Source organism: Sulfitobacter sediminis, assembly GCF_040811725.1.
Classification (GTDB): domain Bacteria; phylum Pseudomonadota; class Alphaproteobacteria; order Rhodobacterales; family Rhodobacteraceae; genus Sulfitobacter; species Sulfitobacter sediminis.
On the sequence record NZ_JBFNXX010000018.1, the window covers coordinates 46,439 to 73,357 of the forward strand.

Below are 26,919 nucleotides of genomic sequence, written 5' to 3' on the forward strand. Positions count from 1 at the left end.
ATGCAGGACATGTCAACGATGGCGGCCCTTTGGGGGGCCGTCATTTTTTCGGGGCTCTATCACGGTGTGAACCCCGGTATGGGCTGGCCGCTGGCGGTCTCGGCCGCGCTGATGGAGCAGCGGCGGGTGGCGCTGGTGCGGGCGCTGGGGATGCTGGCGCTGGGGCATTTCGCGGCGATGGTGGCGATCCTGCTGCCGTTTTCTCTCATGGTCGTGCTGGTCGAGTGGGAGACCGAAATCCGCGTCGGTGCTGGACTGATCGTGATCGCCATGGGGGTCTACCTGCTGATCAACCGGCGGCATCCCAGGATGCTGGCGCGGGTGCATCCCGCGAGGCTGGCGCTGTGGTCGTTCCTTGCCGCGATGGCCCATGGGGCGGGTCTGATGCTGGTGCCGATTTTCCTGGGGATTTGCGCGATTGCGCCGGAGGATACGGGGCATCTGGCGGCGCAGTCGCTGATGGGGTCGAATGTCGGCACGGCCTTTGCAGTGGCGCTGGCGCACACGGTGGCGATGACGCTGGCGGGCGGGGCCATTGCCGTGGGGGTCTATGTCTGGCTGGGGCTGAAGTTCCTGTCGCGCAGCTGGTTCAACCTCGATCTGGTCTGGGCGTTGAGCCTTGTGGCCGTGGGTGTCTTTGGCGTTGTCTCGGCCCTTTGGGGCCACTGAAGTTCACTCTACCTCCAGATACCCGCGCCGCGCGTCCCGCTCCTTCAGCTCTGGCGCACGTTTCTCGGGCGGACCGAAACCACCGCCGCCCGGTGCCTTGAGGATGAGCCGCCGCCCGGCGGGTACGAATTGCCACCCCTTCGGTTTCATCTGAGTCCCGTCGTCCAGCGACACGCTGCCCGCCGCGCCGTTCGCGCCACCGTCGCGGCCGCGTGGCGGGGTGGTGACGCGGTCGAACATGGCGGAGAATTCGAACTCATGCCCCTCCTGCGGTGCAATCTCGATGATCTGGCCAAGCCCGCCGCGATACTGGCCGGCACCGCCCGAACCGGGCCGTAGCTCCTTGCGCCAGACGACAATGGGGCCGGTGTGCTCGGTCGCCTCGATGGGCATGGTCATCACACCCGAGGGAAAGGCGGTGGCCGACAATCCGTCGAGCGTCGGACGCGCGCCCGTGCCGCCGGAGTTGAACATCAGCACCTCGGCGCGGCGGCCTTTCTGCCCCTCCACGGGCCGGGCAGAGATATGAATGTTCCAGAGCGACCCCGCCCCTTCGGCCTGTATCTGCCCGGGCAGGGCCTGCGCCAGGGCCCCCAGCACGACGTCAGGCACCATGTGGCCGATCACGTGCCGCAGGCTGACGGGCGCGGGGCGTTCGGCGTTCAGCACGTTGACGGGCGAGGTCACCTCGAAGAGGGCGAGCGAGGCAGCGTTGTTCGGCACATCGGGGGCCACGACACATTTGACCGCGTAGCAGGCGTAGGCCTTGGCATAGATCATCGGGCAGTTGATGCCCCAGCGGCTGACCGGTGAGGAGCCGTCGAAGTCCACCAGCACGCGTTTTTCTTCGATGGTCACCTTGGCGGCCAGATTGATCGGGTCGTCGTAGCCATCGGTCAGCATCTCGTGCGACCAGCTGCCCTTGGGCAGGTCTGCCAGCCGTTCGATCACCGCGTCATGGGTGCGGGTGAGGATGAAATCGCCCAGCTTTTGCAGGTCGGGCTGGTCCAGTTCCGCGAGCATTTCCAGCAACCGGTCGCGGCCCACGTCGTTGCAGGCGGCCAGCGAATAGAAGTCGCCCACCAGTTGCTCGGGCTGGCGGACGTTGGCGCGCAACACGCGGATGAGGTCGCGGTTGACCTGCCCGCGTTCGGCGAATTTCATGATGGGGATCTGGATGCCTTCCTCGTAGACCGATTTGCCATCCGCACCGAAACCGCGCCCACCCACGTCGACCACATGGGCGGTGCAGGCGAAGAAACCGATGAGCGTGTCGTTCTTGAAGACGGGCGTGCACATCGTGATGTCGTGCAGGTGCCCGGTGCCGAGCCAGGGGTCGTTGGTGACATAGGTGTCGCCCGGAAACATCTCTTGGCGAGGGATGGCGGCGATGAAATTGCCGACGGCCTCGGCCATGGTGTTGACGTGCCCCGGTGTGCCGGTGACGGCCTGGGCGAGCATCTTGCCTTCGGCATTGTAGACCCCGGCGGAGAGGTCCCCCGCCTCGCGCACGCTGGTGGAAAAGGCGGTGCGGATGAGTGTCGTCGCCTGTTCCTCGACCACCGAGATCAGGCGGTTCCACATCACTTGCAGGCGGATGTCGTCGATCTGGCTCATGGATCAGGCTCCTTTGCGGATCAGCAGGATGGTGCCATCGGGCTGGATGACCGCGTCGAAGGGCGAGGTGATGACGGTGGAGGTTTCTTCCTCGACGATGATCGCGGGGCCGGTGACACAGGTGCCGGGGGGGAGGGTGTCGCGGGCGTGGATCGCGGTTTTTAGGGGGGTGCCGCTGGCAGGGTCGAAGACCGCACGCTGACTGGCGGGTTTGGCGGTTGTGCCGTCGGCGATCAGATGTACGCGGTCGGGCGCGGGGCGGATGTCCTGTGCCTTGACGGACCAGGTGACGATTTCGATCTCCGGCCCCTCAACGGCGCGGCCGAAGAACTGCGCGTAGCGGGTGCGGAAGGCTTCGGTGATCATCCCGGCGTCATCGGCGGTGAAGGGACGGTCCGGCAGGGGCACGGGGATTTCCCAGCCTTGTCCCGCGTAGCGCATGAAGGCCGTGACCTCGCGGGTGATCTGGCCGGTGGTACCGCTGCGCACGAAGCTTTCGGCGGTGGATTTGAGGGCGTCGAGTTCGGCGTTGAGCAGGTCAGCATCGAAGGCCGAAAGGGGCATGACATGCGAGGACAGCGCCTCGTAGCCGAAGGGTGCTTTGAGGAACCCGATGGCCGAGCCCACACCCGCACCTTGCGGAACGAGGCAGCGGTCGATCCCCAGTTTCTCGCAGAGCCGCGCGGCATGCAGGGGCGCGGCACCGCCGAAGGCGATCATCACGTTGTCCCCGATGTTCTTGCCGTTCTCGACCGCGTGGACGCGGGCGGCGTTGGCCATGTTCTCGTCCACCACTTCGACGATGCCGAAGGCCGCGCTTTGGGTGTCGAGGCTGAGCTTGTCGCCCACCTCCTGCGCAATCGCCGTGCGCGCCGCTTCGCCCGACAGTTTGATCTTGCCGCCCGCGAAGTTTTCAGCGTCAAGCTTGCCCAGAACAAGGTCCGCGTCGGTGATTGCAGGACGCGTGCCGCCGCGCTGGTAGCAGGCGGGGCCGGGTTCGGAGCCAGCAGATTCCGGGCCGGTCTGGATGCGCCCCATGGCATCGACCCAGGCGAGCGAGCCGCCGCCTGCGCCGATCTCGATCATCTCGATCACCGGGATCGACACGGGCATGCCGGAGCCCTTGGCGAAACGGTAGGTCCGTGCGACCTCGAAGGTGCGGGCGGTCTGGGGCTGGTAGTCGTCGATTAGGCAGATCTTCGCCGTGGTGCCGCCCATGTCGTAGCTGACGACGTTAACGAGCCCGAAACGCGCGGCGATGTCGGCGGCAAAGATCGCGCCCCCTGCGGGGCCGGATTCCACGAGGCGGACGGGGAAGGCCGAAGCAGTCTCGACCGAGATCAGGCCGCCGCCGGAGTGGATCATGAAGACGGGGCATGTGGCCCCCAGGTCCTTGAGACGGTCCTGAAGCCTTGTGAGGTAGCTGGCCATCTGCGGGCGGACGTAGGCATTGGCGCAGACGGTGTTGAACCGTTCGAACTCGCGCATCTGGGGCGAGACTTCGGAGGAGATCGAGATGGGCAGGTCGAGCGTTTCGGCAAGTATCTCGCGCGCCCGCTCCTCATGCGTGCCATTCATGTAGGAATGGATGAAGCCGATGGCGATGGCCCCGAAGTCCTCGGCCTTGTTCTGCCGGGCGATGGCGCGCAACGCGTCCTCGTCCAGTGGGGCCAGCTCGCGCCCTTGGGCGTCGATGCGGCCACCGACGGGAAAGCGGTCCTCGCGCGGGATCAGCGGCGGTGGCAGTTCGATGTTGAGATCGTATTGGGCAAAGCGGTTCTCGGTCCGCATCTCGATCACGTCGCGAAAGCCCTTCGTGGTGACGAAGGCCGTGCGCGCGCCACGCCGTTCGATCAGCGCGTTGGTGGCGAGTGTCGTGCCGTGGATGACGATGTCGATCTCGGCAGGTTCGATGCCTGCCTCTTGGGTGACCTGAGCGATACCGTCGAGGATGGCCTGTTCGGGGGCGGCATAGGTCGTCAGCAGTTTGGTGGAATGGAGGGTTCCACGTACGTCGAGCACGATGTCTGTGAAGGTGCCGCCGATGTCGGCCCCCAGCCGGATGTCCTGTGATTGGCTCATGGTGTTTCCTTGTCCCGCAGGCGGGGGCCGTCGCCCGCAGCCCTTGCCATGGCATCACGTTTTCATTTCGCGCCTCGGGGTACAAGAGACAGAAGCGTTGACGCCGGCCGCAAATGGACCATCTGACTTCGCTGTGCCTTCCCCTTTGGAAGAGCGTTTTCGCACAGTGAAACAAGCACCTAAAACGCCCGCAACCCTTGGCTCCGCCCGCTGTTTTGATAAGAGAAGGCGCAGAAGTTTGACCCCGATGCAGGCGTTGCCTGCGTCCCGCAACCGAGGCGTGAACCTGTGATCCCCATCAACCCGCCCTCCCCCGAAACGCCCCCTTCCGAGACCATCGTCGACCGGGTCCGGGCCAACGCCAAGGCGCATCCTGAGAAGGTGGCGATGGTTTGTGAAGGCGTGCGGCTGACTTGGGGAGAATTCGACGCGCGGATCAATCGGGCGGCCAATCTTTTGCTGGGGATCGGACTCCAGAAGGGCGACAACATCGCGGTGCTGTCGCCGAATTCGATCCCCTTTGCGGTGCTTTTCATGGGCATCCTGCGCGCGGGCGGTTGCGTGACGCCGCTGTCGTCCATGGCCTCGCCCGAGGCCACGCGCAAGATGCTGGAGGATTGCGGGGCCAAGGCGATTTTTCTGGCGGAACAGCACCTCGGGCTGGTCTCGGATTTCATCACAGAGCTACCACTACGGCGCTATGCCATCGACTTTGTCCATCCCGATTTCGAGGATTTCGAGGCGGCACTTGCCGACGCCCCAGAGACCGATCCGATGATCCCCATCGAGATGAGCGATGCCTTCAACCTGATCTATTCCTCGGGCACGACAGGCACGCCCAAGGGCATCCTGCACAATCACTGGATGCGCGCCGCGCAGATGGACCGCGTATCGCCCAACGGCTACGACGACAATGCGCGAACGCTGCTGTCCACCCCGCTTTATTCCAACACGACGATCGTGTCGTTCCTGCCGACGCTCTTTGGCGGCTCGACCGTCTACCTGATGCCGAAGTTCGACGCGCGGGGATACCTGGAAATTGTCGAAAGGGAGCGGATCACCCACACGATGCTGGTGCCGGTGCAGTACAAGCGGATCATGGACGTGCCGGATTTCGACAGCTTCGATCTGTCCTCGATGCGGGTGAAATTCTCGACCTCTGCGCCGTTGCGTGCGGATGTGAAGCGCGATGTGCTGGCGCGGTTTCCCGGGAAGCTCATCGAATACTACGGGCTCACCGAGGGCGGCGGAGTGTCGGTGCTGGTGGCGGACGAGAACCCCGGCAAGCTGCATACGGTGGGCAAGCCCGCGCCGGGCAATGAAATCCGGCTGATCGATGCGGAGGGCAACGAAGTACCGAAGGGCGCGGTGGGAGAGATTTGCGGGCGCGGGCCCACGATGATGGCCGGGTATTTCGGGCGCGACGATCTGACGGCGGAGTACATCTGGCGCGATGCGGAGGGGCGGGTGTTTTTCCGCTCGGGCGACATGGGATCGTTTGACGAGGACGGTTTCCTAGTGCTGTCGGACCGAAAGAAGGACATGATCATTTCGGGCGGGCTGAACATCTACGCCAATGATCTGGAACTGGTCCTGCTGGACGATCCCGACGTGACCGACGCCGCGGTGATCGGTGTGCCGTCAGAGGCCTGGGGCGAGACGCCGCTGGGCCTTGTCGTCTTGCGCGACGGGGCAGCGCGGAAGGCGGAGGACATCCTGGAAAGCGCCAACGGGAAGCTGGGCAAGAGCCAGCGTCTGTCGTCAGTCGAAGTACGGGACCATCTGCCGCGCAGCACCATCGGAAAGATCCTCAAGAAAGACCTGCGCGCGCCCTATTGGGAAAAGGAAAGGGAGAGAACGTGAAAGACACCGACATGAATGGCGCCGAGAGCCTTGTGCATACGCTGCTGGCGAGCGGCGTGGAGGTTTGTTTCACCAACCCCGGTACTTCCGAGATGCATTTCGTCGCGGCACTGGACCACATCCCCGGCATGCGCTCGGTTCTGGCTCTACAGGAAGGCGTGGCATCGGGGGCGGCCGATGGGTACTACCGGATGGCGGGCAAGCCTGCCTCGACGCTGCTGCACCTTGGGCCGGGTCTGGCGAACGGGCTGTCGAACCTGCACAACGCCAAGAAAGCCGGATCGGGGGTCGTGAACATCGTGGGCGAACATGCCTCGACCCATATCGAACTCGATGCGCCGCTGACCTCGGACATCGAGGGGATCGCACGGCCCGTCTCGCACTGGGTCCATACCTCGCATGCCGCCGATACCGTGGGCAAGGATGCCGCCGCGGCCGTGCAGGCGGCGATGGTCGCCCCGGGGCAGATCGCGACGCTGATCCTGCCGAGCGATACGGCCTGGAACCCCGGTGGTGTCGCGCATGATGCCTTGGAGACACCGGCACCAGTGCCTTTCGAAGAGGCAAACCTTGCCCGCGCTGCCGAGATGCTGGACGGGCCGGAGAGCCTGCTGATGATGGGCGGCGGTGCGCTGACCGAGGAGAACCTGGAGATCGCCGGACGGATCGCGGCGCAAACCGGCTGCAAGCTGATCTCGGAATGGTCGAACGCGCGGCTGGAACGCGGCGCGGGGCGGGTTGAGATCGGACGTGTGCCCTACCCCATCGACATCGCCCTTAAGGTGCTGGAGCCCTACAAGCGGATCGTGCTGGTGGGTGCCCGCGCGCCGATCGGGTTCTTCGCCTATCCGGGCAAGCCCGCCATCCTGACGCGCGAGGGCGCGGAAATCCTGACGCTGGCGACCGCGGGTGCCGACCTTGGCGGCGCGCTGGATGCACTGTCACAGGCGACGGGTTCGACAGACACGCCGCCTGCACATGTGGTTGAGCCCGCCCTGCCCGAGCGCCCCACCGGGCCTATAGACCTTGACGGTCTTGCGGCGGTCATTGCCCGCGCAATCCCGGAGGACGGGATCATCGTGGACGAATCCGTGACCACGGGGCGCGCGTTCTTTCCGGTGACCAAGGGCGCACCGAAACATTCGTGGCTCAACAACTGCGGCGGTTCCATCGGCTACGGCATGCCGGTGGCCATAGGGGCTGCCGTCGCCTGCCCCGACCGCAAGGTGCTGGGGCTGATCGGCGACGGATCGGCCATGTACACGGTGCAGGCGCTCTGGACGATGGCGCGGGAGGACCTCGACATCACGATCCTGATCTTCGCCAACCGCAGCTACCGCATCCTGCGCGGAGAGCTGACCAACGTCGGCGTGGGCAACCCGGGCCCCCGCGCCATCGACATGCTGTCGCTGGACCGGCCTGACCTGAACTGGGTGCAAATGGCGCAGTCGATGGGGGTCGAGGCCTGTCAGGTCGCCACCTGCGAAGAGCTTGAGGCGGCGATGGAAACGGGGCTTTCCACGCGCTCTCCCTATCTCATTCAAGTGGACCTCTGAACATGACAATCGATACGGCGATCATCGGCCTTGGCATCATGGGACGGCGGATGCTGGAGCATATGGAGCGGCATCCGGCTTACACTGTGGCAGCGATTTGGGACCCGGATCAGGTTGCCTGTGCGGAGGCATTGAAGCTGGCCCCCGAGGCCACGGTGACAGAGAGTGCGGAGGCGGCGATTGCCGCTGCGGACCTCGTCTACCTCGCCTGCCCGCCCGTCCCGCGCAAAGCCTATGCTTTGGCGGCGGCTGAGGTGGGCAAGGCGATCTTTCTCGAAAAGCCGCTTGGCGTGGACATCGCGGAAAGCCGCGAGATGGTCTCGGCCATCGCGCGGACGGGCGTTCCCGCTGCGGTCAACTTCACCCAAGCCGCCGGGGCGGCACTGACCGACGTGCACCGGGCGGCGCAGGCGGGGGAATTGGGCGACCTGATGGGGGCCGATATCGTCGTGACCTATGCCCATTGGCCGCGCGCCTGGCAGGTGGCAGCGGACTGGCTGCGGTTCCGGGCCGAAGGCGGGATGACCCGCGAGGTGATCTCGCATTTCCTCTTCTTCTCGGAACGCATTCTCGGGCCGCTCGAATTGGTCTGGGGCCGTGCGGATTATCCCGACGACCCGGCGCTTTGCGAAACCCATGTGGCGGCGCGACTGGTCAATGCCACGGGCGCACCGGTGACGATCATGGGCAGCGTCGGCGGGGCGCAGCCCGACCGGCAGGAACTGACGATCAAGGGGGCGCAGGCCAGCAGGCGCATCAGCGACTTCTACCGCGATGCGGTCTCGGACGGCGGGCCGTTCGAGGCTGTGGGGGAAGAGCCCAAGGACCCGCGTGCGGTGAGCCTTAAGGCGCAGCTGGACGATCTGGCGCTGCTGGTTGCGGGCAAGCCAAACCGCCTTGCCACGCTGGAAGAAGCGCTGCGGGTTCAGGTGCTGGTCGAAGGGATATTGTCCGGCCGGACCACTTGACCCAAGGTTCTGGAGACGCGCGGCGGGCAATAAATGTAGGGAGGACTAATACCATGGGAACACTCGACGGAAAGGTCGCCTGGGTCACCGGCGCGGGCGGCGGGATTGGCGAGGCCTCGGCCAAGGCGCTGGCAGAGAGCGGAGCGCATGTTGTGCTCTCGGGCCGCAGGCTGGACGAGATCGAGCGCGTCGCGGGTGGGATCAACGCGGCTGGCGGCAAGGCCGAAGCGGCGCAGCTGGACGTGATCGACGCGAAGGGCACGCAGGCCATTGCGGACGATCTGATCCAGCGGCTGGGCGGCATCCATATCTTCATGGCCAACGCCGGGATCAACGTGCCGAACCGCGCCACCGATGCGATCACGCCCGAGGATTTCGCGCGGGTGGTCGATATCAACCTCAACGGGGTGATGAACGGCATCCTCGCCGTGCTGCCGCAGATGCGCGAACGAGGGGAAGGCACGCTGATCCTGACGTCCTCATGGGCCGGGCGGCACCCGTCGCGGCTGACCGGGCCGGCCTATAGTGCGTCGAAACACGCGGTCGTGGCGCTGAGCCATTCGATCAACCAGTCGGAGGGTGTGAACGGTATCCGCTGTACCGCGCTGATGCCGGGAGAGGTGGCGACGCCGATCATGAAATCCCGGCCCAAGCCGCCCTCGGCAGAGGACATGGCCAAGATGCTCAAGGCCGAAGATCTGGGGGCGATGGTCCGCTATATCGCCGAAGCGCCACCGCATGTCTGCATCAACGAGGTGCTGATCAGCCCGACGTGGAACCGCAGCTTTACCGGGGTCAAGGAATTGGGCGGCATTAATCTCTGAAAGATCATGCCGCGCACCTTAGAGGCGCGCGGCATCTTCTTGAGCGTTCAGTCCTTTGTCAGCGCCGCGATGATCTGATCCACCGCGCCGCGCGCTTTCTCGCGCATCTCGTCGTCGGTCGCATCCTGGATAGGATGCGGCACCAGAACGAAACAGGCGTCCTTCATGCCAAGCGCCAGCCGCTGCGTCTCGGCGGCTTCCTTGAAGCCGCTCGATGCGACGGCCACTGATGGGATCCCCTGGGTTTCAAACCAGACGGTGTCGTGCATACTGCACGTCGTGCAGGACCCTCAGTCAGCCAGGCCTTCGACCACCAGATCGCAGGCGTCGCGTATCTCATGGCGCAGGGCGTCGGGACAGGGCTTGGTATAGGTCGGCTTGGTAAACCGCTTGACCGTGATGCCCGGTGCCTCCTGCCCCAGCAGCCTTTCCAGCTCGTCCAGAAGGATGTTGCCGCGCGGCTTGCTGATGTCGAGAAGTCCGACGGTGCCGGATAATCCGCCTGTGCGTTTGGTGATCGTTCGTTCGACCGGGACACGTTCGTCCGTGGGGTCGAGGATTGTGACCATATGCACCTCCTTTCCTGCCCCGATGCTAGCCGAGGTCGATCTTCTTGGAAACAGAAAGCGAGCCCACCTCGCCCGTCGCCCAGCCGTGGAAGGCGGACGAGAACTTGCCCGCTTCGCCCCCGGCCACGACGATGTGGATAAACTCCTTGCCCGCGAACTTCGGCACGGCTTTCGCCAGCGCCTCCGGCCCCATCCCCTCGGCCTGCGCGGCGGAGAGGCCAGCGCCGGAACGGTCGTCCATGACCATCTCGGAGAGGGGCCGCGCGGTGACCTCCTGGATACGGTCGCGCAGGCGGTCCTTGGTGTAAGGGCCGTCGCGCAAGAGCGTGTTGAGGTGTTCGGGACAGACCACGAGCAGGGTGTCGACGGGCAGGTTGTGGACCTTGGACAGGAATACCGATTCCAGCCCAAGCCCCAGCGAGCCCGCGATTTGGTCCGGTGCGCGCGAGGTCTGATCGACGATATGCACAGGCCCGCCGGTCATGGCGAAAACGGTGACGACGGAGTCCTCGGGATCGAAGCCCCGCTCGACGTGGAGCGCGGGCCAGGGCGAGCGTTCCTCCCATTCGGCAAAGCACATGGTGAATTTCATCGGATTGCCGAGGGTCGAGCGTTCGACACCGCCCGTCGAGGCACCACCCACGTTGCGGATGACAAGCCGCAAAGCGCGCCCGATGGTGGCATTGGCGCGGTTGCCTGCGCCCAGCGCGCCCAGTTCCATGTTCATCCCGATCTTGTGACGAATAGGGCCGTTGACGACCATGACTGGCGCCGCCCCCATCGTTGTCGCGGTCACACCATGGATGTTGAAGGTGTCATTGCACACGGCCTCGACCCCGGCGATCACCACGGGCAGATATTCGGGTTTGCATCCGGCCATGACGGCGTTGATGGCGATCTTCTCGACGGTCGCCTCGCCCATGTTGGGGGGCACGATGGCGATCACCTCCTGCGGGTCGCGGTGCGTGCCGCCGAGCATGCGCATGACCCTCTCGGGCGTGGGCGGCACCAGCGGCAGACCGTCCGAGAACCCCTGGTCGAACATGAACTCGACCGGGTCGTCGGCCTCGGCGATGTCGATGCGGCGGGCGCGGATCGGGCTGCCATCGGCCTCGGCGCGCAGGCGGTCGAAGATCCCGGGATCGAGGTGCTTGGAGCCGCAACCGGGCCGCCAGGCGGGCAGGCTGTCCCAGTCGATCTGTGCGGCGGGCAAGCCCGCCTGCGCGGCAAGGTCGGCCGAGAGCTGTTCCCAGTCCTCGCGGATGAACCCTTCGAACTGGCGACGCGCCGTGCCGTTTTCGTCGAGCCAGAAGACCGAGGGCACGCTTTCGATGTCCCAGTCGAAAGAGGTCTTGCAGGTCCGGTCGTCGAGCAGCGGCATGGTGAGGGCATGACGTTCGGCAAAGACGGCGTTCTTGTCGCCGGACTGAGCGATCAGCAGAACCGGAAGCGTTGCGCCATAAGCCTTGTGCATGGCCTCCAGCACCGGCGCTGCGGTGTTGCAGGTTTCGCAGTCTTCCTTGACGAAACAGATCAGACTGTCGCCCTTGTTCGGGCGGGAATGCGTCTGACCGGACAGGTCCCTTAGTTCGAAATCCGGTTTTGCATCGCTCATGTCTCGCTCTCCTGCAATGTCGGCCCCGTGTAACTGGCGGAGGTGGATGGGAATCGAACCCACCACGCGCCGCCTTGGCGCGTCCGTGGTTTTGAAGACCAGGGAAGCCACCAGACTCCAGTCACCTCCGTCCCGACCGAGCCTAGCAAGGGGATGCCCCCGGCGATAGCGCATTCGCATCGCGGACAACGCGCGTGTCAGCTTCGCGCGCTGTGACGCCCTGCGCGTCGAAGAATTCCAGTACCGGCACGATCACCCGGCGGCTCGTGCCCAGCGCCCTGCGCGCCTCTGACGTGGTAAAGCGCTGCGGCACGGGGAAGGCATTGGCAAGCGCATCCGCAGCGGCGATCAGTACGTCGATATGAAAGACCAGCATCTGGTTCAGCGCGACATTCGGCGTTTCGATTAGATTGCCGTCGGCAAGGGTGAGCGCGAAAAGCGCCTCGTCGGTCTGGTTCTTGAGGACCTCTGCGGTTGCCAGTGGATCGAGCGCTGCCAATCGAAAGCGGTATTCAATCTCCTCCTTGCGCCTTCCTTGCGCAGGGGTTAAGCGGGACAACGGATCATGCGAGGATAGCGCAACGGAATTACCCTCACGGCGGATGTCGCCGCGGGCGAGCAGTACCGTCTCGACATGGGTCCTCAGATCAGGCGAGACGTCGCGCAGCCGAATCTCTTTGCGATCCACCCAGAGCCTTAAGGGTTGGCTGTCGTGACCGGACCGCAAGGCCGAAAGATAGGCCCTCTCGCACAAAGCGAGTGTCCCTTCAGCGCTAACCACGCCCTCTTCGATCTCGACAAAGCCTTCGCCCAGCGCCTCCTGCGCCTCTTGCTGTTTGAGCCGCGCAATCCGGGCCACATCATCCAGCCGCGCAGCACCTCCCGAAGCGTCGCCCAGCGCCCGGGCGATGGCCGCCGGATCCTCCTTGACTGCCGCGCGAAGGATCGCAAGGCGCCCCCCGTCTCCGGCCCGCGCGGGCTGCGCCTGTGGGTCGAGGATGGTGATACCACCGATAGTTCGGGCCGGGGACGGCCGCCGCAGGATCGCCCGCTGCCCCGCGAAGACAACCTGGGGATCGCGAAAACGAAGCTGGGCGAACCCATTCTCTCCGGGGGTGACACTACCGCCCCCGAAAAGACGAAGCTGCGCCACCGCGTGGGCGGTGCCGATGGAGACCCTGACCTCCTCCATGTGCCGCACGCCGCCTGTGACCTCCGGCAGGAGCGCGAGTTCGATGTCCATGCAGAGGCTTGCCGAGATACCCGGCCCCGAAACCAGAACCGCGCCGCGCGAGGAAGTGCCCGGAGCGACGCCGCGCAGGTTCACGGCCACGCGTTCGCCCGCCTGAACCCTGTCCCGGTCCCGGCCCCGGCTTTGCAGGCCCCGGATCATGGCCGATACCCCCGAGGGCTGAAGCACCACCTCGTCACCCTGCGAAAGGGCCGCGCCCAGAAGAGTGCCGGTCACAATCGTGCCGCGTCCCGGCATGGAGAAGACCCGGTCAATCGGGAGGAAAGGGTGCAGCGGCGCCGGCATCGCCGGCTCGGCGGCCAGAAGCGCCGCGAGCGCATGATGCAGGGTGTCGACGCCCGCTCCGCTCCGTGCGGAGCACGGGATGATGGGTGCGTTCCTGAACGGCATGGCCGAGAGCATCGCCCGGATATCATCATGCCGGGTTGCGAGCTGGTCGGCATCTGCGAGATCGGCCTTCGTCAGCGCGACCACGGCGTCATGTATTCCAAGCGACCCGGCGATGCGCAGATGCTCCAGCGTTTGTTCCTGCACGCCATCCACGGCGGAGACCACGACCATCACCGCCTGCGCGCCCGCCGCCCCGGTGATCATCGCCTGCACGAAATCCCCGTGCCCGGGCGCATCGACAAGATCGACGATCCCTTCCGGATATTCGCAATGAGCAAACCCCGGCACAATGGAGAGACCCCGCGCCTTTTCCTCGGGCAGGCGGTCTGTCTCGGCTCCGGTCAGGGCCCTGACAAGCGCGGTCTTGCCGTGATCGACATGGCCGATGACAAGTACGCAGCGCGTCCTCATCCCGCGGCGATCTCCCTCAGCGCGGCCGCGACGCGCGGAAGTTCGTCGTCTGACACAGTTCGCATGTCGAGCAGAACGCGCTGCCGCTCGATCCGTCCGATTACCGGTGTTGCCGCGTGCCGCAGACGCGCGGCGAGCGCTTCGGCTGAGAGTGTCCCATGTGCCACGGCAACAGCCACGCTGGGCAGGTCCTGCCCGGGCAAAGTGCCGCCGCCGACATAAGCCGCGCAGTCTTCGGCCTCAGCAACCCTCAGTCCCAGCGGGCGCAATTCCTCAATCAGCCGGGCCGCACGCGCCCTGACCATTTCGATGGGTTCGAAGAGGGCTCGCAGCACCGGTACATCCTGCAGCGGATCGTGCGGCGGGCGGTAAAGGCGCAAGGTCGCCTCCAGCGCAGCAAGCGACAGCTTGTCGATGCGCACCGCCCGCATCAGCGGATGGCTCCGCAACGCCGCCACGATATCGGCGCGCCCCGCGATGATCCCGGCCTGCGGACCGCCCAAGAGCTTGTCGCCCGAGAACATCACCAGATCGACACCGGCCTTCAGGATATCGGAGACCACCGGTTCATCGACCAGACCGAAAGGCGCAAGATCGATCAGCACGCCGCTGCCGAGATCCTCCATCAGGATCACCCCTCGCTCCTGCGCCAGCCTGGCCAGGTCGCGGCGGTCAGGGGCAGCGGTAAAACCCACGATCCTGAAGTTGCTGGTGTGGCTTTTCAGCAGGACAGCGGTCTCTGCGTCGATGGCACCTTCGTAGTCGCTCAGGCGTGTCTTGTTCGTCGTGCCCACCTCGCGCAGCACAGCACCGCTTTGCGCGATCACGTCGGGCAGGCGGAAGGCGCCCCCGATCTCGACCAGCTCCCCGCGCGAGGCGACGACAGTGCGACCGGACGCGGTGGCAACAAGGCTCAGCATGACCGCGGCGGCGCAGTTGTTGACGACGACCGCCGCCTCTGCCCCGGTCAGTTCGCAGATCAGCGCCTCGACGTGATCATGCCTGCTGCCGCGTTTGCCGGTCTCAAGGTTGTATTCGAGGGTCGACGCACCGGAGGCCACCGCTTGCATCTGCGCCAGCGCTTGCGGTGCCAGCCGCGCGCGCCCGAGGTTGGTGTGGATGATGATCCCGGTGGCGTTGATGACAGGGCGCAGCGAAGGTGTCCGCGCGGCTTCGATCCTTGCTTCGATCTCGGCGGCAAATGCCTGACCTTCGAACTCCGGCAGGGTGCCTTCATGTCCGTTGAGCAATGCCTTGCGCAACGCGTCGATCACGCCGCGCAAAGCCTCCACGGTTTCCGCGTGCGAGTATCGCGAAGCCAGTGCCGCGATCAATGGCTGGGACAGGAGGGACTGGATCTGCGGCAGATCACTGAGCGGGTTGGTCATGCCGATTTGTCCCGCTGATTTCCAACCGTGTCCAGACCTGAGGCGCGGATCAGATCACGCGACGCCCTGCTCCGGCCTGCCCGCCTGTCCCGCGCGCCAGGCGATGCCAAGCGGCAGGATCGCCAGTACAAAGCCAGCCAGCGTCATTGTCAGGTGACTGAGCCCCGCGACCCCACCCGCAGGGGCCGCGACCAGCAAACCGCAGAAGACCAGCAGCACGCGCATCACGAAGCTGACCGCGCTGGAATGCAGCGGCCCCACGAAGCTGACGTAACCCTGAAGGCCCGCTGATATGAACCACACCCCGATCAGCGCACAGATCAAAACCGTGACCACCTCCACAGGCGTGCCCTGACCGATCAAGGCTGGGTTCAGCACGAAAAAGAAGGGCACGACATAAATCACACCGCCAAGGCGCATCGCCTCGAAGCCTGTCTTGAACGCATTGGCTCCAGCCATCGACGCGGCCGCGAAAGCGCCCAGCGCCACGGGTGGCGTGATGAAGCTGACCATGCCCCAGTAAAGGATAAAAAGGTGCACCGACAGCTCGTTGAGCCCCGCCTGCACCAGCGCGGGCGCGAGCACCACGGCGAGGAAGATGTAACAGGCCGTCACCGTCATCCCCATACCGAAGATGAAAGAGGTAAGCGCCCCCATCAGCAGCAGCATCGGGATAGAGTTCCCGGCCATGAAGACCAGCTCGTTCGCCAACGGTCCTGTCAGGCCGGTCGCCTGGAAAGCACCGACGATCATGCCGATACCCAGAAGGACCGCGACCAGTTCGGAGAGGGTCCGCCCGACCGACACGATGATCTTTAGGAAGCCTTCGACCGATACACGGTCCTTCTTGTTGAACTGATTGACAACCAGCAGCAGCACAACGGCGTAGAAGGGTGCCGTGGTCTCCCAGCGGAAGGCCACCATGAGGAAGATGAGCAACGCGAAAACCGCGATGTAAAGCCAGCCCTCCTTGAGCGTCTGCAGCGCGCGCGGACGGTCGTCGTAGGCAAGCCCCTTGAGACCCCGGCGCGCCGAATAGGCATCGACCTGCGCGAAGAGGCCGAAGAAATAGAGGAGCGACGGGATCGCCGCGGCAAGCATGATCTCGACGTAAGGACGGCTGAGCCATGACGCGATGACAAAGGCCGTAGCCCCCATGATCGGCGGCATCAACACCCCCCCGGTCGAGGCGCAGGCCTCGGTCGCGGCGGCATAGCGCCCGGAAAAGCCGGTCTTCTTCATTGCGGGGATCGAAACGGCCCCGGTGGTGAGCACGTTGGAGATGACGGAGCCCGACATCGACCCCATGAACCCGGAGGCAAAGATCGACACCTTCGCCGCCCCGCCCCGGTAGCCACCCACCAGAGACAGCGCGAGATTATTGAAGAACCGCCCGCCGCCGGTGAACTGCAGCACCGCGCCAAAGAGGATGAAGCCGATCACGAGGTTCCCGAAGGCCCGCATCGGAATTCCGAAGGAGGCCTCTGAGGAGATCATAAAGAAGGGCACCACATCCCGGAAAGGCTGGGTAAAACCGTTCAGCGGGTCAGGTACATGCTCCGCGAATGTCGGGTAGAGCGAGAAGAGCAGAACGATACAGAAAAGCACGAGGCCCCCGGCGCGCCGCGTCCCTTCGAGGATCAGCAGATAGAGCGCAATCGAGAACCAGACCGCTTGGTCAGGCGGTGCGTATTCCCAGCCGCCATCAAGGCTTTGATCCGCGGTCAGCACAAAGAAACCGGTGATCACCACCGTCGCCGCCGCGAGCAGCCAGTCGTACCACGGCACCTGTGCCGAGGGCGGCCCCCAGGCGCGGAAAGTGATGAAAGTGAGGCTTAGGAACAGCCCTGCGAGCACGTAGAGGTACATGCCTTCGAGCAGGGAATATCCGCCGATCCGCAGATTGAAGAGCTGGTTCACCGCCACGCCGATGGCAATCAGCGTAAAGGCGATGATGACCCACCGGGCCGCGCCGGTGAAAGTCAGCCTCTCGGCTTTGCGTTCGGCTTCAAGGGCCGCCCCGCCACGGTCACTGGCTGTGTTTTGCTCTGTCATGTCCCACTCAAAAGGCTGGGCCCGGCGCATCACCGGGCGAAAGGCATAAGGCGGGCCCGAAGGCCCGCCCGTGTCGGAACGTAGAAGATTTAGAAGACGACCGCGAAACCGCCGGCCTCAAGCGCTTCACGGCGCTTGGCTTCCCAGGCCTCTTCCCAGTTGTCCGGGCCTTCCGCCTTGAGCTCTTCCCAGGCTTTCATCAGGGCTGCCTGGCGCGCGACCAGGTTATCGTTGTGGGCCTGTGCCGCATCGGTCCAGACACCGATCTCCTTGTAGTAGCGGATCGCACCGTCGTGGTAGGGGGCAACCCACTCGAAGTCCTGCTTGTCCAGCGCCCAGCCGCCGATGCCCGGCGCGTTGCCGTCGTACTTGTCAAAGAAGACATGCATCGCCTTGGTCATGTTGTAGGTCAGGTCCGCGTCCTGCGCGGCGTAGGTCATAAGCACCGGATAGGCATAACCAGCCGTGGGCGTCCCGTCGGTCCCGTCGATGGTCGCACCGACCGTCGCCACCATCGGCGCAAAGAACGGCGCGATGTCCTGCATCCGCTTCAGGCCTTCAGCATTGTTGGGATCAATCGGCGGCCAGTAGACGCCGCGCGGACCGGATTCCGCCTCGTATGCACGACCCGAGTTTGTCGAGGCAAAGGCCGCATCGACGCTGCCGTCGATCATGCCCGCCCAGCTGTCGCCGAAACCGCCGAATTCGACGACTTCCACGTCATCCCAGGTCAGGCCACCGTAAGCGAGATAGGCTTCGTTGTTCACGTTGAGGGCCGGCGCGCCCTTCACGTAGGCCACGCGCATGCCCTTGAGATCCGAATACTCGAACCCTTCGCAACCGGGCTTACCCGCTTTCTCGCAGGCTTCAGCCGCGACAGCCAGCGACAGGCCGACTGCGCCACCGTTGTTTGCGGCCAGCACACGCACGGGCTGGGGACCCCAGTTCTCGGCGCCGAACTGGAACACACCTTCCTGTGCCATAAAGGATCCGCCGACACCGTTGGCCGAGAACTGAACCTTGCCTTGACGCAAGGGTTCGGTGCGCGCGATGTCGTTCTTGCCCGGCAGCACCCGCAGGTTGACGCCAACGGCCTCTTGCATGGCCGCGCCAATGGCGACCGACTGGTTATAGCCTGCAGAACCGGTGCCATAAGCAGTCCAGGTCAGTTGCGAGGGCAAGTCCACGTTCTGAGCCAGGAGTGGCCCCGAAGCAAGGCAGAGTGCTGCAGCAAGTGAAGTGATACGCATGTAAGTCCTCCCGTTTTTCAAATTCGTTTCCGACCGCCAATGCGGTGAGGTCGGTTGTCTGATCGAACGCCCCAATACCGGACTGGCTATGCCATCTCCCACCGGTCCTCGGGCAATTCACGAATAGTGATACACAAACGGAAGGTGGCGCAGGACCCGGAGGGATGCAAGGTAAGAATCGCGAAAAAAAGAAACGATGTTTCGCATAGCAAAACAAATTTCCTCTGCTGAGCCGCTATCGGCGCGCTAGAACGGAGCGGTAGCACAGAATCGGACAACGGAGAGGCGCAGGGGATGACAGAGACTTTCGTCGCGGATTGCGATCAACGGCTGAGCCGTGATGCATTGGAGGACCGTGCGGCAAGAGGAGCGGCTGCACTCGCCGCGCTTGGGGCAGGCGCGGATGTGCCGGTTGCCGTGATCATGCGCAACGACCTCACCCAGCTTGAAGTGATGCGCGCAGCGGCGCGCGCGGGCACGGTCATCGTCGCCCTGAACTGGCACGCCGCGTCCGATGAGGCGAAGGCCATCTGCGACGACAGCGGCGCACGATGCGTGATCATCCACCGCGACCTGATCGACGCTCTGCGACCCGCGCTTGCCGGGCGCAGGGTGATTGGCGTCACCCCCGGCCCGAAACTGTGCGAGTCTTATGCGATCGCACCGGAAACCGTGGCGACGGACGAGGACATCCCGGAATGGAGCGACCTTGTCGCGGCGCACGCGCCCCTCGAAGGCCGCGAGATGATGCGCCCGCTGATGCGCTATACCTCGGGCTCCACCGGTGCACCGAAGGGCGTTCGCCGTACCAACACCGGTCCCAAGCGGGATTTCGAGGATGTTCTGCGCCGCGTGGGCACCGAGATGATGCGCTTCACACCCGGCGCGCGGTTCTTCACCGCTGCCCCGATCTATCATTCCGCACCCTCGACGCTGACCAGCGCCGCGCTCGTCAGCGACGGCGTCTCGGTTTTCCTGGCCCCGAAATTCGACCCCGAAGCCTTCCTTGCCACCATCGCGGCAGAGCGGATCACCCACGTCTATCTCGTCCCGACCATGATGAGCCGGATGCTCAAGCTGCCCGACGAGGTGAAGGCACGGCACGACCTGTCCTCGGTCCGCTTCTGCGTCTCCACCGGCTCACCTTGGCCGCATGACCTCAAGGCCGCGATGATCGACTGGTGGGGTCCGGTGTTCTGGGAAAGCTACGGCGCGACGGAGATCGGTTTCATGACCATGGTCTCGTCCGAAGAGGCGCTCGCCCGGCCCGGCACCGCCGGGCGCATGCAGATGGGTGGCAGCGTCATGATCCTCGACCCCGACGGGAACCCGCTGCCCGCGGGCGAGGTCGGCGAAATCTACGCCCGGATGGATGCCTTCGGTGGCTTCGATTACTCCAACGATCCCGAAAGCCGGAAGTCGGCGGAAAAGCACGGCCATTTCTCGGTGGGCGATCTTGGCTGGCTGGACGCGGACGGATACCTTTTCATCACCGACCGCAAGAAGGATATGATCATCTCGGGCGGCGCCAATATCATTCCCGCCGAAATCGAGGCGGTGCTGATGCGTGCACCTTTCGTCCGCGATGTCGCCGTCTTCGGTGCGCCTGACCCCGAATTCGGTGAAAAGATCGTCGCCGCAATCGAGCCCGCCGAGGGCCATGCGCCGACCGAGCGCGACGTCATGGCCTTCGTCGAAGGCAAGCTCGCGCGGTTCAAGCAGCCCCGCATCATCGACTTCCACGAGGTTCTCCCCCGCGAGGACAGTGGCAAGATTTTCAAACCCCGTCTGCGCGCGCCCTACTGGGAAGGGGCCGGGCGCAAGATTTGAGCCCCGCATGGCAGTGCTCCGGCCTGGCAGAAACCATCCGGCACCGCGCCATCCTTCTGCACCGATAAGGAGCGGTGCCGGAGCCTAGCCGCCCAGTTTCGCGATCCGCGCCTCCAGCACCTTGAGGCGCACGTCAAGCTGCTGCTTTTCGACCTCCTTGAGCATCTTTTCGCTTTCCTTGCGATACTTCTCGTTTTCCTTGTCCCATTTCTTTTCCTGGGCCTCGTAGATCTTCTGCTGGATTTCCATGCGCCGCTCGGTGGCCTTCATGCTGTCCTGCTGATCGCGTTCCAGCTTCTTTATGTGCACATCCATCAGCTTCTCGAGGTCCTTTTCGCTGGTAAGGCTGTCTGCAAGCACCTTGCCACGCTCCTCGACGAATTTCAGACGTTTCTCGATATCGTTCAGCCGAGAGAGTTCCTTCCAGATCAACTTGATCTGCTTCTCGACTTCCTTGTCCAATTTCGGCGCCATTTCCCCATCCCCCTAAATGATTGCAATCTATGAGTGTTTTTCCCTGCCGCCTCAGAATACCCGCAAGCCTAATCCCGCCGGGGCTACCTGCCAAGCGACATCAATCCGGTCAGTTCTGCAAACGCTACCTGAGCGCGAAAGCAAGCAGCGACAGCAGCAGGATGACATTGACGGCCCAGACTGTCCCGGCCACGCGGCGGCGCTGGGTTGTGCGCTTCAGCCTGTCAATCATAGTTGAACCGCTCCGACAGGATGCGATGCGCGGGCGTGCCGCGGGCGATCAGATGGTCCTCGACCACGTCCAGCATGACCTTCGGGCCGCAAAGGACGAAAACCCAGGACCGGAACTCCCCGGAGGTGAATGTGCGATCCAGCAGCGCCGCATCGATCATACCCCTTTCCCCCGCCCAATCCCCGGTCGGCTCAGACAGGACAAAGACATGGTCTTCTTGCTCCAGTTCCGCGCGGCAGGCGATCTGCTCTTCCACCCGGTTGCCGTAGACCAGCCTGCGCTGGCGCGGATCGTCGGTCAGCCGCATCTGCCGCAGGATACCCAGCAGCGGCGCCAAGCCCACGCCGCCGGCGATCAGCGCAACCCCTGGCTCGCCACGGCCCTCGACCGACAGGTTGCCGTAGGGGCCGTCCAGATAGGCGCATGTCTGCACTGGTATCTGTCCCACGGTGCGTGTGAAATCGCCCAATTCCTTGATGAGCAACGACACTTCTGGCCCCGCTGCGGGCGCGGAGCTGATCGAGAACGGGTTCTCGCCCATCGAGAACGCACTGTGCCCCACGTTCAGCCAGACAAACTGTCCCGCCTTATACGCCAAGCCCCCGTGGCCCTCGGGCGCTACAGTGAGTTCCCACTGCAGAGGCGTGCGTTGCTTCACCGAGGTCACACGCCAAGGACGGCTGCGCTGGCGCAGCGGCACGACGCAATAGACGAAAAGAAGCGATCCCACCGCGACACCGGTCATCGCCAGCCAGAACCACGTCATTGCAGGCTGTGCGCCGTAACGCCCCGCATAGACGGTATGATGCAGGAGCAGAAGCGCAATCAACAGTGCCCCGATCCCGTGCATCAGCCGCCAGGTCTCGTACTTGTAATCCAGATGCCTGCGCCCGATGGCCAGCGCCACGAGGCTTGGCAGCAGCACGTAAGCGGCGATCCCGCTCGCCAGATCGGAGAAGTCCGTGGTCAGCGTCAACTGACGGTCCCTGTCCCAGGGCCGGGGCCCGCCAACGAGGGTCCCCTGGTAAAGAAAAGGATGCACAAGGGCAAAAGCCAGAGCCGTACGCGCCATGAGCTGGTGAATGCGCATCGTCACGTCCATGCCCACCCCGTTCGACACCCGCTTGAACCGCCCGGAGAGAATGAATTCCACCAGGATCATCGAGAAGGCGAGCATCCCCAAACCCGAGGCAAGCTCCTGCCGCAGCGGCCGCGGTTCCGCACCAAGAGCCCAGACAAGGACCAGCGGCGAAAACGCCGCAAGCAGATAGAAAAGGATGAGCGTTCCGAGTTTCATAAGCTCTGCAGAGTATGGCCGCGTGCGGGTCTCACCTTGATCTGTCTCAAGATGCTGAGCCATGCAACAGATCAATGGGGCGGCACCAGAAATCGGGGCATTCGGCCTTTGCATCCCCTGCGGGATGGTGCAACAGGGGACAAGCGCCACGGGATCGCTCCTTGGCAGGCCGGCCCCGGGCGCGCGACGAATGAAGGTGTGCGGGACGGCCGCCGGTCAGCAGGAATGCCTTTTCGCCGCGCCTCGTGAACAAACGTTTGCCTGCCCGGAAACAGCTGATGACCGTCCAAAGCCGCGCAATCCTGCTGATGATCGGAGCGATCTTCTGCTTTTCCGTGATGGATGCGACGGTCAAGGCCCTGGCACCTCAGGTTGGCGTGCTGCCCGCGCTCTGGGCGCGTTACGCTGGCCAGATGTTGCTGGTCTTCCTGATCGTGCTGCCCCGGCTGCGACATGTGGCGCGAACCCGCTATCCGGGCCTGCAGTTCCTGCGCTCGATCCTGTTGATGAGTGCCACCGCCTTCTTCTTCACCGGTCTCAGCCTGATCCCGCTGACGGACGCTGCCGCGCTGATGGCGACCAACCCCGTGATGATCACACTCGGGGCCGCGATTTTCCTTGGCGAACGTCTCGGGCTCCGCCGTATCGGCGGGATCGTGGCGGCCCTGATCGGTGCGCTGATCATCATCCGGCCCGGCAGCGACGTCTTCAGCCTTGCGGCCCTGTTCCCGCTCGCTGCGGCGGCATGCTATTCAACCTACGCACTCCTTACCCGCCGCGTAGGTGCGGACGAGGATATCTGGACGACGCTCTTTTATACCGGGATGGTCGGCACTGTCATTCTCAGCATTGCGGTCCCCTTCCAATGGCAAACCCCGGATGCGACCGGGGTTGTACAGATGGTGATGATCGCCCTGGCCGGGACACTTGGACAACTGGCGCTGATACGTGCGTTTTCGGAGGGCGAAGCGGCGATGCTGGCCCCCTATTCCTACGTGGGTCTCGCTTTCGCAGCGCTCTGGGGCGTGCTGTTTTTTTCAGAATTCCCGGACGTCTGGACTGTGGTGGGCAGCGTCGTGATTGCCGGTGCCGGACTTTATGTCTGGCACCGCGAGACCTACGGCAGGCGGTAAAGCGACGTCTTATCTCTGATGGCGCGGGCAGACCAATTCGAACCGATCTACGGCAGGACAGTGAAACTTTCCGTTATTCGGCAGAGAATCCGAGCCCCAGCGACGCCGACTATGGCGCGTTCATCGATCCCGTCTATCAGAACCTCTTCAGCCGCGACCCCGACGCGGCCGGACCCGCCTTCTAGGTCGAGAAACCTGGCTCGGGCGAGTTTTCGGTGGGCCTGTGGCGCACGGACTTCCAGAACACCAGCGCCTCGAGAGAAGGTGCCGTTCTGAACGGCGAGGACTACGTCGCGAATATCCAGTCGATCTCGAACATCACCAACGCCGAAGAGTCGAAACTGGTGGAGCTGCAATCCGCCGCCAGCCAGACCGAGATCGAGTACACGCGGATCAACACCAACACCGAAGCCTACGTGCTGGTCTTCAACTCGACCTCCGGCAAGGGCGAGCTGTGCTGGGACGACGACTGGTCGACAGACGGCAACCGTCGGCACACCGCAACATTCGACGACGTGGAAAGCCTAGCGGAGCTCGTCGGCTTGCCACCTCCTTGGTTTGCCCGGTCGCCCGGCAGGCGAGCAACGCACGCTCTACACGCGACACAACGGGATCGTCATCGCCGCGGCGCGTGCCGTGGCCGGATTTGTCATCTTCGGAGAGCTGGACGAGGGCTTCGACACCAGCTTTGCCGTGCGCAGTCTCTTCATGCTTGTCGTCCTGCTCTTTGCCTTCTTCCTTGTGCAATCCGTCATCGGCATCCTGCGCGCACGCGACGCCTCCCAGCGCAATGCACTGGACATTGCCCGGCGGGAGACCGCGCAGGCCAGGGCGCTGCTGGAGGCGGAAAAGAAATACGCCCGCGCCAAGGAAGCCGCACGGTTGCACACGCTGCGTTTTGCCAATGCCTTGCACGATATCCGCCAGCCGATCACGTCACTTCGCGCGACGATTGCTGCCGTCGCCAGGGACCAGTCGGTCGACGACAAAACCCAGTTGAAATCAGCCTCGACTACCTCGACCAGCTTGCCCGCAGTTACATGGAAACCGAGGCGCCGCCCAACGCCCGCCCCGGAGAGTCCCAAGAGGTCGAGACCTTTTCGGCAGCAATGCTTTGCAGCACGCTCGACCGGATGTTCCGGGCGGAGGTCGAGGCGAAAGGTCTGAGTTTCGAGGTGGACGCCGGGGACAGCGAGTTACGCGCGCCGCCGCTTGTCATCACCCGTATCCTCAGCAACCTGCTGTCAAACGCGATCCAGCACACCGCGTCGGGGCATGTGTCGCTAATCGCGCAGCCTTCAGACAATGGCTACCGCTTCGCCGTGCAGAACAGCGCCTACTTGGAGCATGATGCGGGAGCGGAAGCGCTCTTCGAACATGGCAACAAGGGGGATGCTTCGACCGGGGCGGGCTATGGTCTCGCCATCATCCGGCAGCTTGCGGAAAAGGCGGGGCTGGCCCTTGGTTGGCGCAGCGACCGCACCGATGGCACCGAGTTCACCCTTGCCGTGCCCGCGAAAGCGGTGGCCTGATCAAATCAGATCGACCCGCACGTCGCTCATCCGCCAATGCGCCTCGGCGACTTTGACGAGGGCGGCAATCACATCGGCCTTGCTGTCAAGCGGCACCAACGCGCCGTAGACCTCGACGATCGCCTGCTCGGTCTGTCGGCCGGGCTGACCGTCCACGGCGATGGGCTGGCCCAGCGCGACCAGGAACGACTGAAGCCCGCGCGCAAGGTCGCTCCTCGACAGCCCCTCCAACTGCTCGAACGCCGCGCGGCGCGCGCTGTCGGTCCTGAGTGCGGCGGCCTTGGCCGACAGGATCGCCGCCTCGGGCTTGCCCGCGCCGGGGATCTTGTCCAGCAGGATCAGCGTCGCGGCATTGACGCCGCCCCAGGGGTCGGCGCGCCTCAGCCCCTCTTCGTACCAGCGCAACGCCCGGGGGAAATCCGGCGCCACAAGCTGCCCCTCGGCATAAACACGGCCGAGGCTCGTGGGCGCGGTCGGATGGCCGAGGTCGGCCGCATCGGTGAAGCTCTCGACCGCCTTGTTGACATCGGGCGTGATGCCCCCCACGCCGTTCTTGTAGACGACCCCAAGGCTGTTGAAGCCGAAGTTGTTGCCCCGTGCCCCGGATTCCTCGAGATACTGCAAGCCGCGCTGCGGGTTTGCGTTGCCGTCTTCGGCCAGCAGGAAATACCGCGCCAGTTCGTTCAGCGCCTCGACATAGCCCGCGTCCTTGGAGCGGTGCAGCAGGGCAAAACCGCTTTCGCGGGCCGCGGCCGTCTCGCCATAGCGGATCATCTGGTGGCCCAGCAGGTAGGTCGCCATCGGGTCGCCCTCGTTGTGCCCGTCGAGATAATGCTGGCGGACGACGTCCGGCACCGCCCTGTCCACATCGGCGCCAATCCCGGCCATGCGGTTGCGCCTTATCTGCCCCAGACCGAGATGCGCGCGGGTATGGTCCATCTCCAGCGCGGCACGCACGCTGGCTTCGGCGGCGTCATAGTCGCGCTTGGCGCTTTGCGCGCGGGAAAGTTGATAGTGGAACCGGCTTTCGTTCGGATATGCGGCCACGGCCCCGCTACATGCCGCGACAGCCTCGTCGGGGATCAGTTCAAAATTCTCGACCACGAGCCCGACGCCCTGCGGGTCAAGCGGCGAGGCAGCCGCGAGGTCGCAGGCGTGGTAGGTCAGGTTCAGGGTTACCTCAACCGCGCCGCTGCCCGTCTGCAAACGCACCGTATCGGTCAGCAGGTCCGCCGCCGCCGTGGCTTTGACGACGGGCAGTTCGGGTGAATAGGTCAGCCGCGACACGGCGGCGAGGCCAAGCTGCTCCCCGGGCTGTAACAGCCGGATACGATCCCCGGATCGCACGCCGAGCTTTCCGCTCTTGGGCAAATCACCCACGGTAAACGGTCCCTGCCCGCTCATCTTCTGGATATCCTCCGCACCGAAAACCGGTACATGCCGCTGCACTGTCGCTTCACGGATGATCGTCACCGATGCCGTTGCGCTGCCATCGCGCACCACCGGGGCTGCCGCGGGCTCCTGCACGGCGGCGGCTGCAATTTCGAGCGGAGGCTCCTCCTGCGCCTGGCTCGACAGGAAAACGGGCCGCAACAACGAAGAGCTCTCCCACGGGACCTGAAAGCCGTTGGTCTCGTCAAAGACCCTTGCACGCACGATGGGCAGAACGTTTGCCACGTCATGCTCCGGAAAGCGCTGCGTCGCCTCGACCAGCGAGGCGGTGTAGGGCGAATTCTCGCCCTCCCCATCGAGCGCCACGGCCCCCGGCGCGGTGCTGAAGGAGATCAGCGAATTCACCGGCGCAGATTGAAACGAGAACCCGTTCTCGATCCGCAGGGCTTTGATGATGTGACCGCCCCCCGACGGCATCTATGTGCCAAGGTGGGTCTGCGATGATCCACAAAGGAGGACG

20 protein-coding genes and 1 tRNA gene are annotated in these 26,919 nt (G+C 64.4%); 9 read left to right on the plus strand and 12 right to left on the minus strand.

Translation table 11 applies throughout. From position 1 onward, the window contains the following. Positions 1 to 9: 9 nt before the first annotated feature. Positions 10 to 669, plus strand: a complete 660-nt coding sequence (locus AB2B41_RS18775) for a hypothetical protein (protein WP_420014312.1) — start codon at positions 10 to 12, stop codon at positions 667 to 669. A gap of 3 nt (positions 670 to 672) precedes the next feature. On the opposite strand, the gene AB2B41_RS18780 is transcribed toward AB2B41_RS18775, so the two are convergent. Then, positions 673 to 2,286 carry a hydantoinase B/oxoprolinase family protein gene (locus AB2B41_RS18780; protein WP_367879361.1) on the minus strand — a complete coding sequence of 538 codons (1,614 nt, stop codon included), beginning with the start codon at positions 2,284 to 2,286 and terminating at the stop codon, positions 673 to 675. A gap of 3 nt (positions 2,287 to 2,289) precedes the next feature. After that, the gene (locus AB2B41_RS18785; RefSeq protein ID WP_367879362.1) at positions 2,290 to 4,368 is read right to left on the minus strand and encodes a hydantoinase/oxoprolinase family protein; all 2,079 of its coding nucleotides are present in this window, start codon (positions 4,366 to 4,368) and stop codon (positions 2,290 to 2,292) included. Between the two features lie 288 nt (positions 4,369 to 4,656). Between AB2B41_RS18785 and AB2B41_RS18790 the strand changes: the two genes are divergently transcribed. Genes AB2B41_RS18790 through AB2B41_RS18805 form a run of 4 tightly spaced genes read left to right on the plus strand, consistent with a single transcriptional unit; the run spans position 4,657 to position 9,579 of the window. Then, positions 4,657 to 6,231 carry a class I adenylate-forming enzyme family protein gene (locus tag AB2B41_RS18790; protein ID WP_367879363.1) on the plus strand — a complete coding sequence of 525 codons (1,575 nt, stop codon included), beginning with the start codon at positions 4,657 to 4,659 and terminating at the stop codon, positions 6,229 to 6,231. Positions 6,232 to 6,242: 11 nt separating this feature from the next. After that, positions 6,243 to 7,787: an acetolactate synthase large subunit gene (locus tag AB2B41_RS18795; RefSeq protein WP_420014313.1), complete on the plus strand. Its 1,545-nt coding sequence runs from the start codon at positions 6,243 to 6,245 to the stop codon at positions 7,785 to 7,787. A 2-nt stretch (positions 7,788 to 7,789) separates the two neighbouring features. Continuing rightward, a complete protein-coding gene (locus AB2B41_RS18800) occupies positions 7,790 to 8,755 on the plus strand; it encodes a Gfo/Idh/MocA family protein (protein WP_367879365.1) in 966 nt (321 codons plus the stop codon). A 53-nt stretch (positions 8,756 to 8,808) separates the two neighbouring features. Then, positions 8,809 to 9,579, plus strand: a complete 771-nt coding sequence (locus AB2B41_RS18805) for an SDR family oxidoreductase (protein ID WP_367879366.1) — start codon at positions 8,809 to 8,811, stop codon at positions 9,577 to 9,579. Positions 9,580 to 9,626: 47 nt separating this feature from the next. Here the strand turns inward: AB2B41_RS18805 and AB2B41_RS18810 are convergent, their stop codons facing one another. The 7 genes from AB2B41_RS18810 to AB2B41_RS18840 all read right to left on the minus strand — a co-directional run bounded on the left by AB2B41_RS18810 (position 9,627) and on the right by AB2B41_RS18840 (position 18,509). Further along, positions 9,627 to 10,148: a UGSC family (seleno)protein gene (locus AB2B41_RS18810; protein ID WP_367879367.1), complete on the minus strand. Its 522-nt coding sequence runs from the start codon at positions 10,146 to 10,148 to the stop codon at positions 9,627 to 9,629. A 25-nt stretch (positions 10,149 to 10,173) separates the two neighbouring features. Beyond that, positions 10,174 to 11,763: a peroxiredoxin family protein gene (locus tag AB2B41_RS18815; RefSeq protein ID WP_367879368.1), complete on the minus strand. Its 1,590-nt coding sequence runs from the start codon at positions 11,761 to 11,763 to the stop codon at positions 10,174 to 10,176. Positions 11,764 to 11,797: 34 nt separating this feature from the next. Then, positions 11,798 to 11,892, minus strand: a tRNA-Sec gene (locus tag AB2B41_RS18820). Positions 11,893 to 11,905: 13 nt separating this feature from the next. Further along, positions 11,906 to 13,816, minus strand: coding sequence for a selenocysteine-specific translation elongation factor (selB, locus tag AB2B41_RS18825; protein WP_367879369.1), 1,911 nt, complete (start codon positions 13,814 to 13,816; stop codon positions 11,906 to 11,908). Next, positions 13,813 to 15,204, minus strand: coding sequence for an L-seryl-tRNA(Sec) selenium transferase (gene selA / locus AB2B41_RS18830; protein WP_367879370.1), 1,392 nt, complete (start codon positions 15,202 to 15,204; stop codon positions 13,813 to 13,815). Before selA ends, selB begins: the two co-directional genes overlap by 4 nt. Before the next feature lie 54 nt (positions 15,205 to 15,258). Then, the gene (locus tag AB2B41_RS18835; protein ID WP_367879371.1) at positions 15,259 to 17,259 is read right to left on the minus strand and encodes a TRAP transporter permease; all 2,001 of its coding nucleotides are present in this window, start codon (positions 17,257 to 17,259) and stop codon (positions 15,259 to 15,261) included. Between the two features lie 89 nt (positions 17,260 to 17,348). Beyond that, positions 17,349 to 18,509, minus strand: a complete 1,161-nt coding sequence (locus AB2B41_RS18840; RefSeq protein WP_367879372.1) for a TAXI family TRAP transporter solute-binding subunit — start codon at positions 18,507 to 18,509, stop codon at positions 17,349 to 17,351. Positions 18,510 to 18,803: 294 nt separating this feature from the next. Between AB2B41_RS18840 and AB2B41_RS18845 the strand changes: the two genes are divergently transcribed. Further along, positions 18,804 to 20,339 carry an AMP-binding protein gene (locus AB2B41_RS18845; protein WP_367879373.1) on the plus strand — a complete coding sequence of 512 codons (1,536 nt, stop codon included), beginning with the start codon at positions 18,804 to 18,806 and terminating at the stop codon, positions 20,337 to 20,339. An 84-nt stretch (positions 20,340 to 20,423) separates the two neighbouring features. Here the strand turns inward: AB2B41_RS18845 and AB2B41_RS18850 are convergent, their stop codons facing one another. Continuing rightward, the gene (locus AB2B41_RS18850) at positions 20,424 to 20,813 is read right to left on the minus strand and encodes a hypothetical protein (protein ID WP_367879374.1); all 390 of its coding nucleotides are present in this window, start codon (positions 20,811 to 20,813) and stop codon (positions 20,424 to 20,426) included. Between the two features lie 224 nt (positions 20,814 to 21,037). Continuing rightward, the gene (locus AB2B41_RS18855) at positions 21,038 to 22,342 is read right to left on the minus strand and encodes a ferredoxin reductase family protein (RefSeq protein WP_367879375.1); all 1,305 of its coding nucleotides are present in this window, start codon (positions 22,340 to 22,342) and stop codon (positions 21,038 to 21,040) included. Between the two features lie 278 nt (positions 22,343 to 22,620). Between AB2B41_RS18855 and AB2B41_RS18860 the strand changes: the two genes are divergently transcribed. The 3 genes from AB2B41_RS18860 (at position 22,621) to AB2B41_RS18870 (ending at position 25,007) form a co-directional block, all read left to right on the plus strand. Next, on the plus strand, positions 22,621 to 23,475 hold the full coding sequence (locus tag AB2B41_RS18860) for a DMT family transporter (RefSeq protein WP_367879376.1): 855 nt from the start codon (positions 22,621 to 22,623) through the stop codon (positions 23,473 to 23,475). A gap of 558 nt (positions 23,476 to 24,033) precedes the next feature. Continuing rightward, positions 24,034 to 24,642, plus strand: a complete 609-nt coding sequence (locus tag AB2B41_RS18865) for a hypothetical protein (RefSeq protein ID WP_367879377.1) — start codon at positions 24,034 to 24,036, stop codon at positions 24,640 to 24,642. Further along, positions 24,609 to 25,007, plus strand: coding sequence for a sensor histidine kinase (locus AB2B41_RS18870; protein WP_367879378.1), 399 nt, complete (start codon positions 24,609 to 24,611; stop codon positions 25,005 to 25,007). The genes AB2B41_RS18865 and AB2B41_RS18870 overlap by 34 nt, the downstream gene beginning before the upstream one ends. Here the strand turns inward: AB2B41_RS18870 and AB2B41_RS18875 are convergent, their stop codons facing one another. Further along, positions 25,008 to 26,876, minus strand: coding sequence for a caspase family protein (locus AB2B41_RS18875; protein WP_367879379.1), 1,869 nt, complete (start codon positions 26,874 to 26,876; stop codon positions 25,008 to 25,010). Between the last annotated feature and the right edge of the window lie 43 nt (positions 26,877 to 26,919).

Bases quoted from the DNA above. Each gene is read 5' to 3' on its own strand.
- AB2B41_RS18775 (WP_420014312.1), top strand. From the start codon at position 10: ATGTCAACGATGGCGGCCCTTTGGGGGGCCGTCATTTTTTCGGGGCTC.
- AB2B41_RS18780 (WP_367879361.1), bottom strand. From the start codon at position 2,286: ATGAGCCAGATCGACGACATCCGCCTGCAAGTGATGTGGAACCGCCTG.
- AB2B41_RS18785 (WP_367879362.1), bottom strand. From the start codon at position 4,368: ATGAGCCAATCACAGGACATCCGGCTGGGGGCCGACATCGGCGGCACC.
- AB2B41_RS18795 (WP_420014313.1), top strand. From the start codon at position 6,243: ATGAATGGCGCCGAGAGCCTTGTGCATACGCTGCTGGCGAGCGGCGTG.
- AB2B41_RS18800 (WP_367879365.1), top strand. From the start codon at position 7,790: ATGACAATCGATACGGCGATCATCGGCCTTGGCATCATGGGACGGCGG.
- AB2B41_RS18805 (WP_367879366.1), top strand. From the start codon at position 8,809: ATGGGAACACTCGACGGAAAGGTCGCCTGGGTCACCGGCGCGGGCGGC.
- AB2B41_RS18815 (WP_367879368.1), bottom strand. From the start codon at position 11,763: ATGAGCGATGCAAAACCGGATTTCGAACTAAGGGACCTGTCCGGTCAG.
- selB (WP_367879369.1), bottom strand. From the start codon at position 13,816: ATGAGGACGCGCTGCGTACTTGTCATCGGCCATGTCGATCACGGCAAG.
- selA (WP_367879370.1), bottom strand. From the start codon at position 15,204: ATGACCAACCCGCTCAGTGATCTGCCGCAGATCCAGTCCCTCCTGTCC.
- AB2B41_RS18835 (WP_367879371.1), bottom strand. From the start codon at position 17,259: ATGACAGAGCAAAACACAGCCAGTGACCGTGGCGGGGCGGCCCTTGAA.
- AB2B41_RS18840 (WP_367879372.1), bottom strand. From the start codon at position 18,509: ATGCGTATCACTTCACTTGCTGCAGCACTCTGCCTTGCTTCGGGGCCA.
- AB2B41_RS18845 (WP_367879373.1), top strand. From the start codon at position 18,804: ATGACAGAGACTTTCGTCGCGGATTGCGATCAACGGCTGAGCCGTGAT.
- AB2B41_RS18850 (WP_367879374.1), bottom strand. From the start codon at position 20,813: ATGGCGCCGAAATTGGACAAGGAAGTCGAGAAGCAGATCAAGTTGATC.
- AB2B41_RS18855 (WP_367879375.1), bottom strand. From the start codon at position 22,342: ATGAAACTCGGAACGCTCATCCTTTTCTATCTGCTTGCGGCGTTTTCG.
- AB2B41_RS18860 (WP_367879376.1), top strand. From the start codon at position 22,621: ATGACCGTCCAAAGCCGCGCAATCCTGCTGATGATCGGAGCGATCTTC.
- AB2B41_RS18870 (WP_367879378.1), top strand. From the start codon at position 24,609: ATGTTCCGGGCGGAGGTCGAGGCGAAAGGTCTGAGTTTCGAGGTGGAC.
- AB2B41_RS18875 (WP_367879379.1), bottom strand. From the start codon at position 26,876: ATGCCGTCGGGGGGCGGTCACATCATCAAAGCCCTGCGGATCGAGAAC.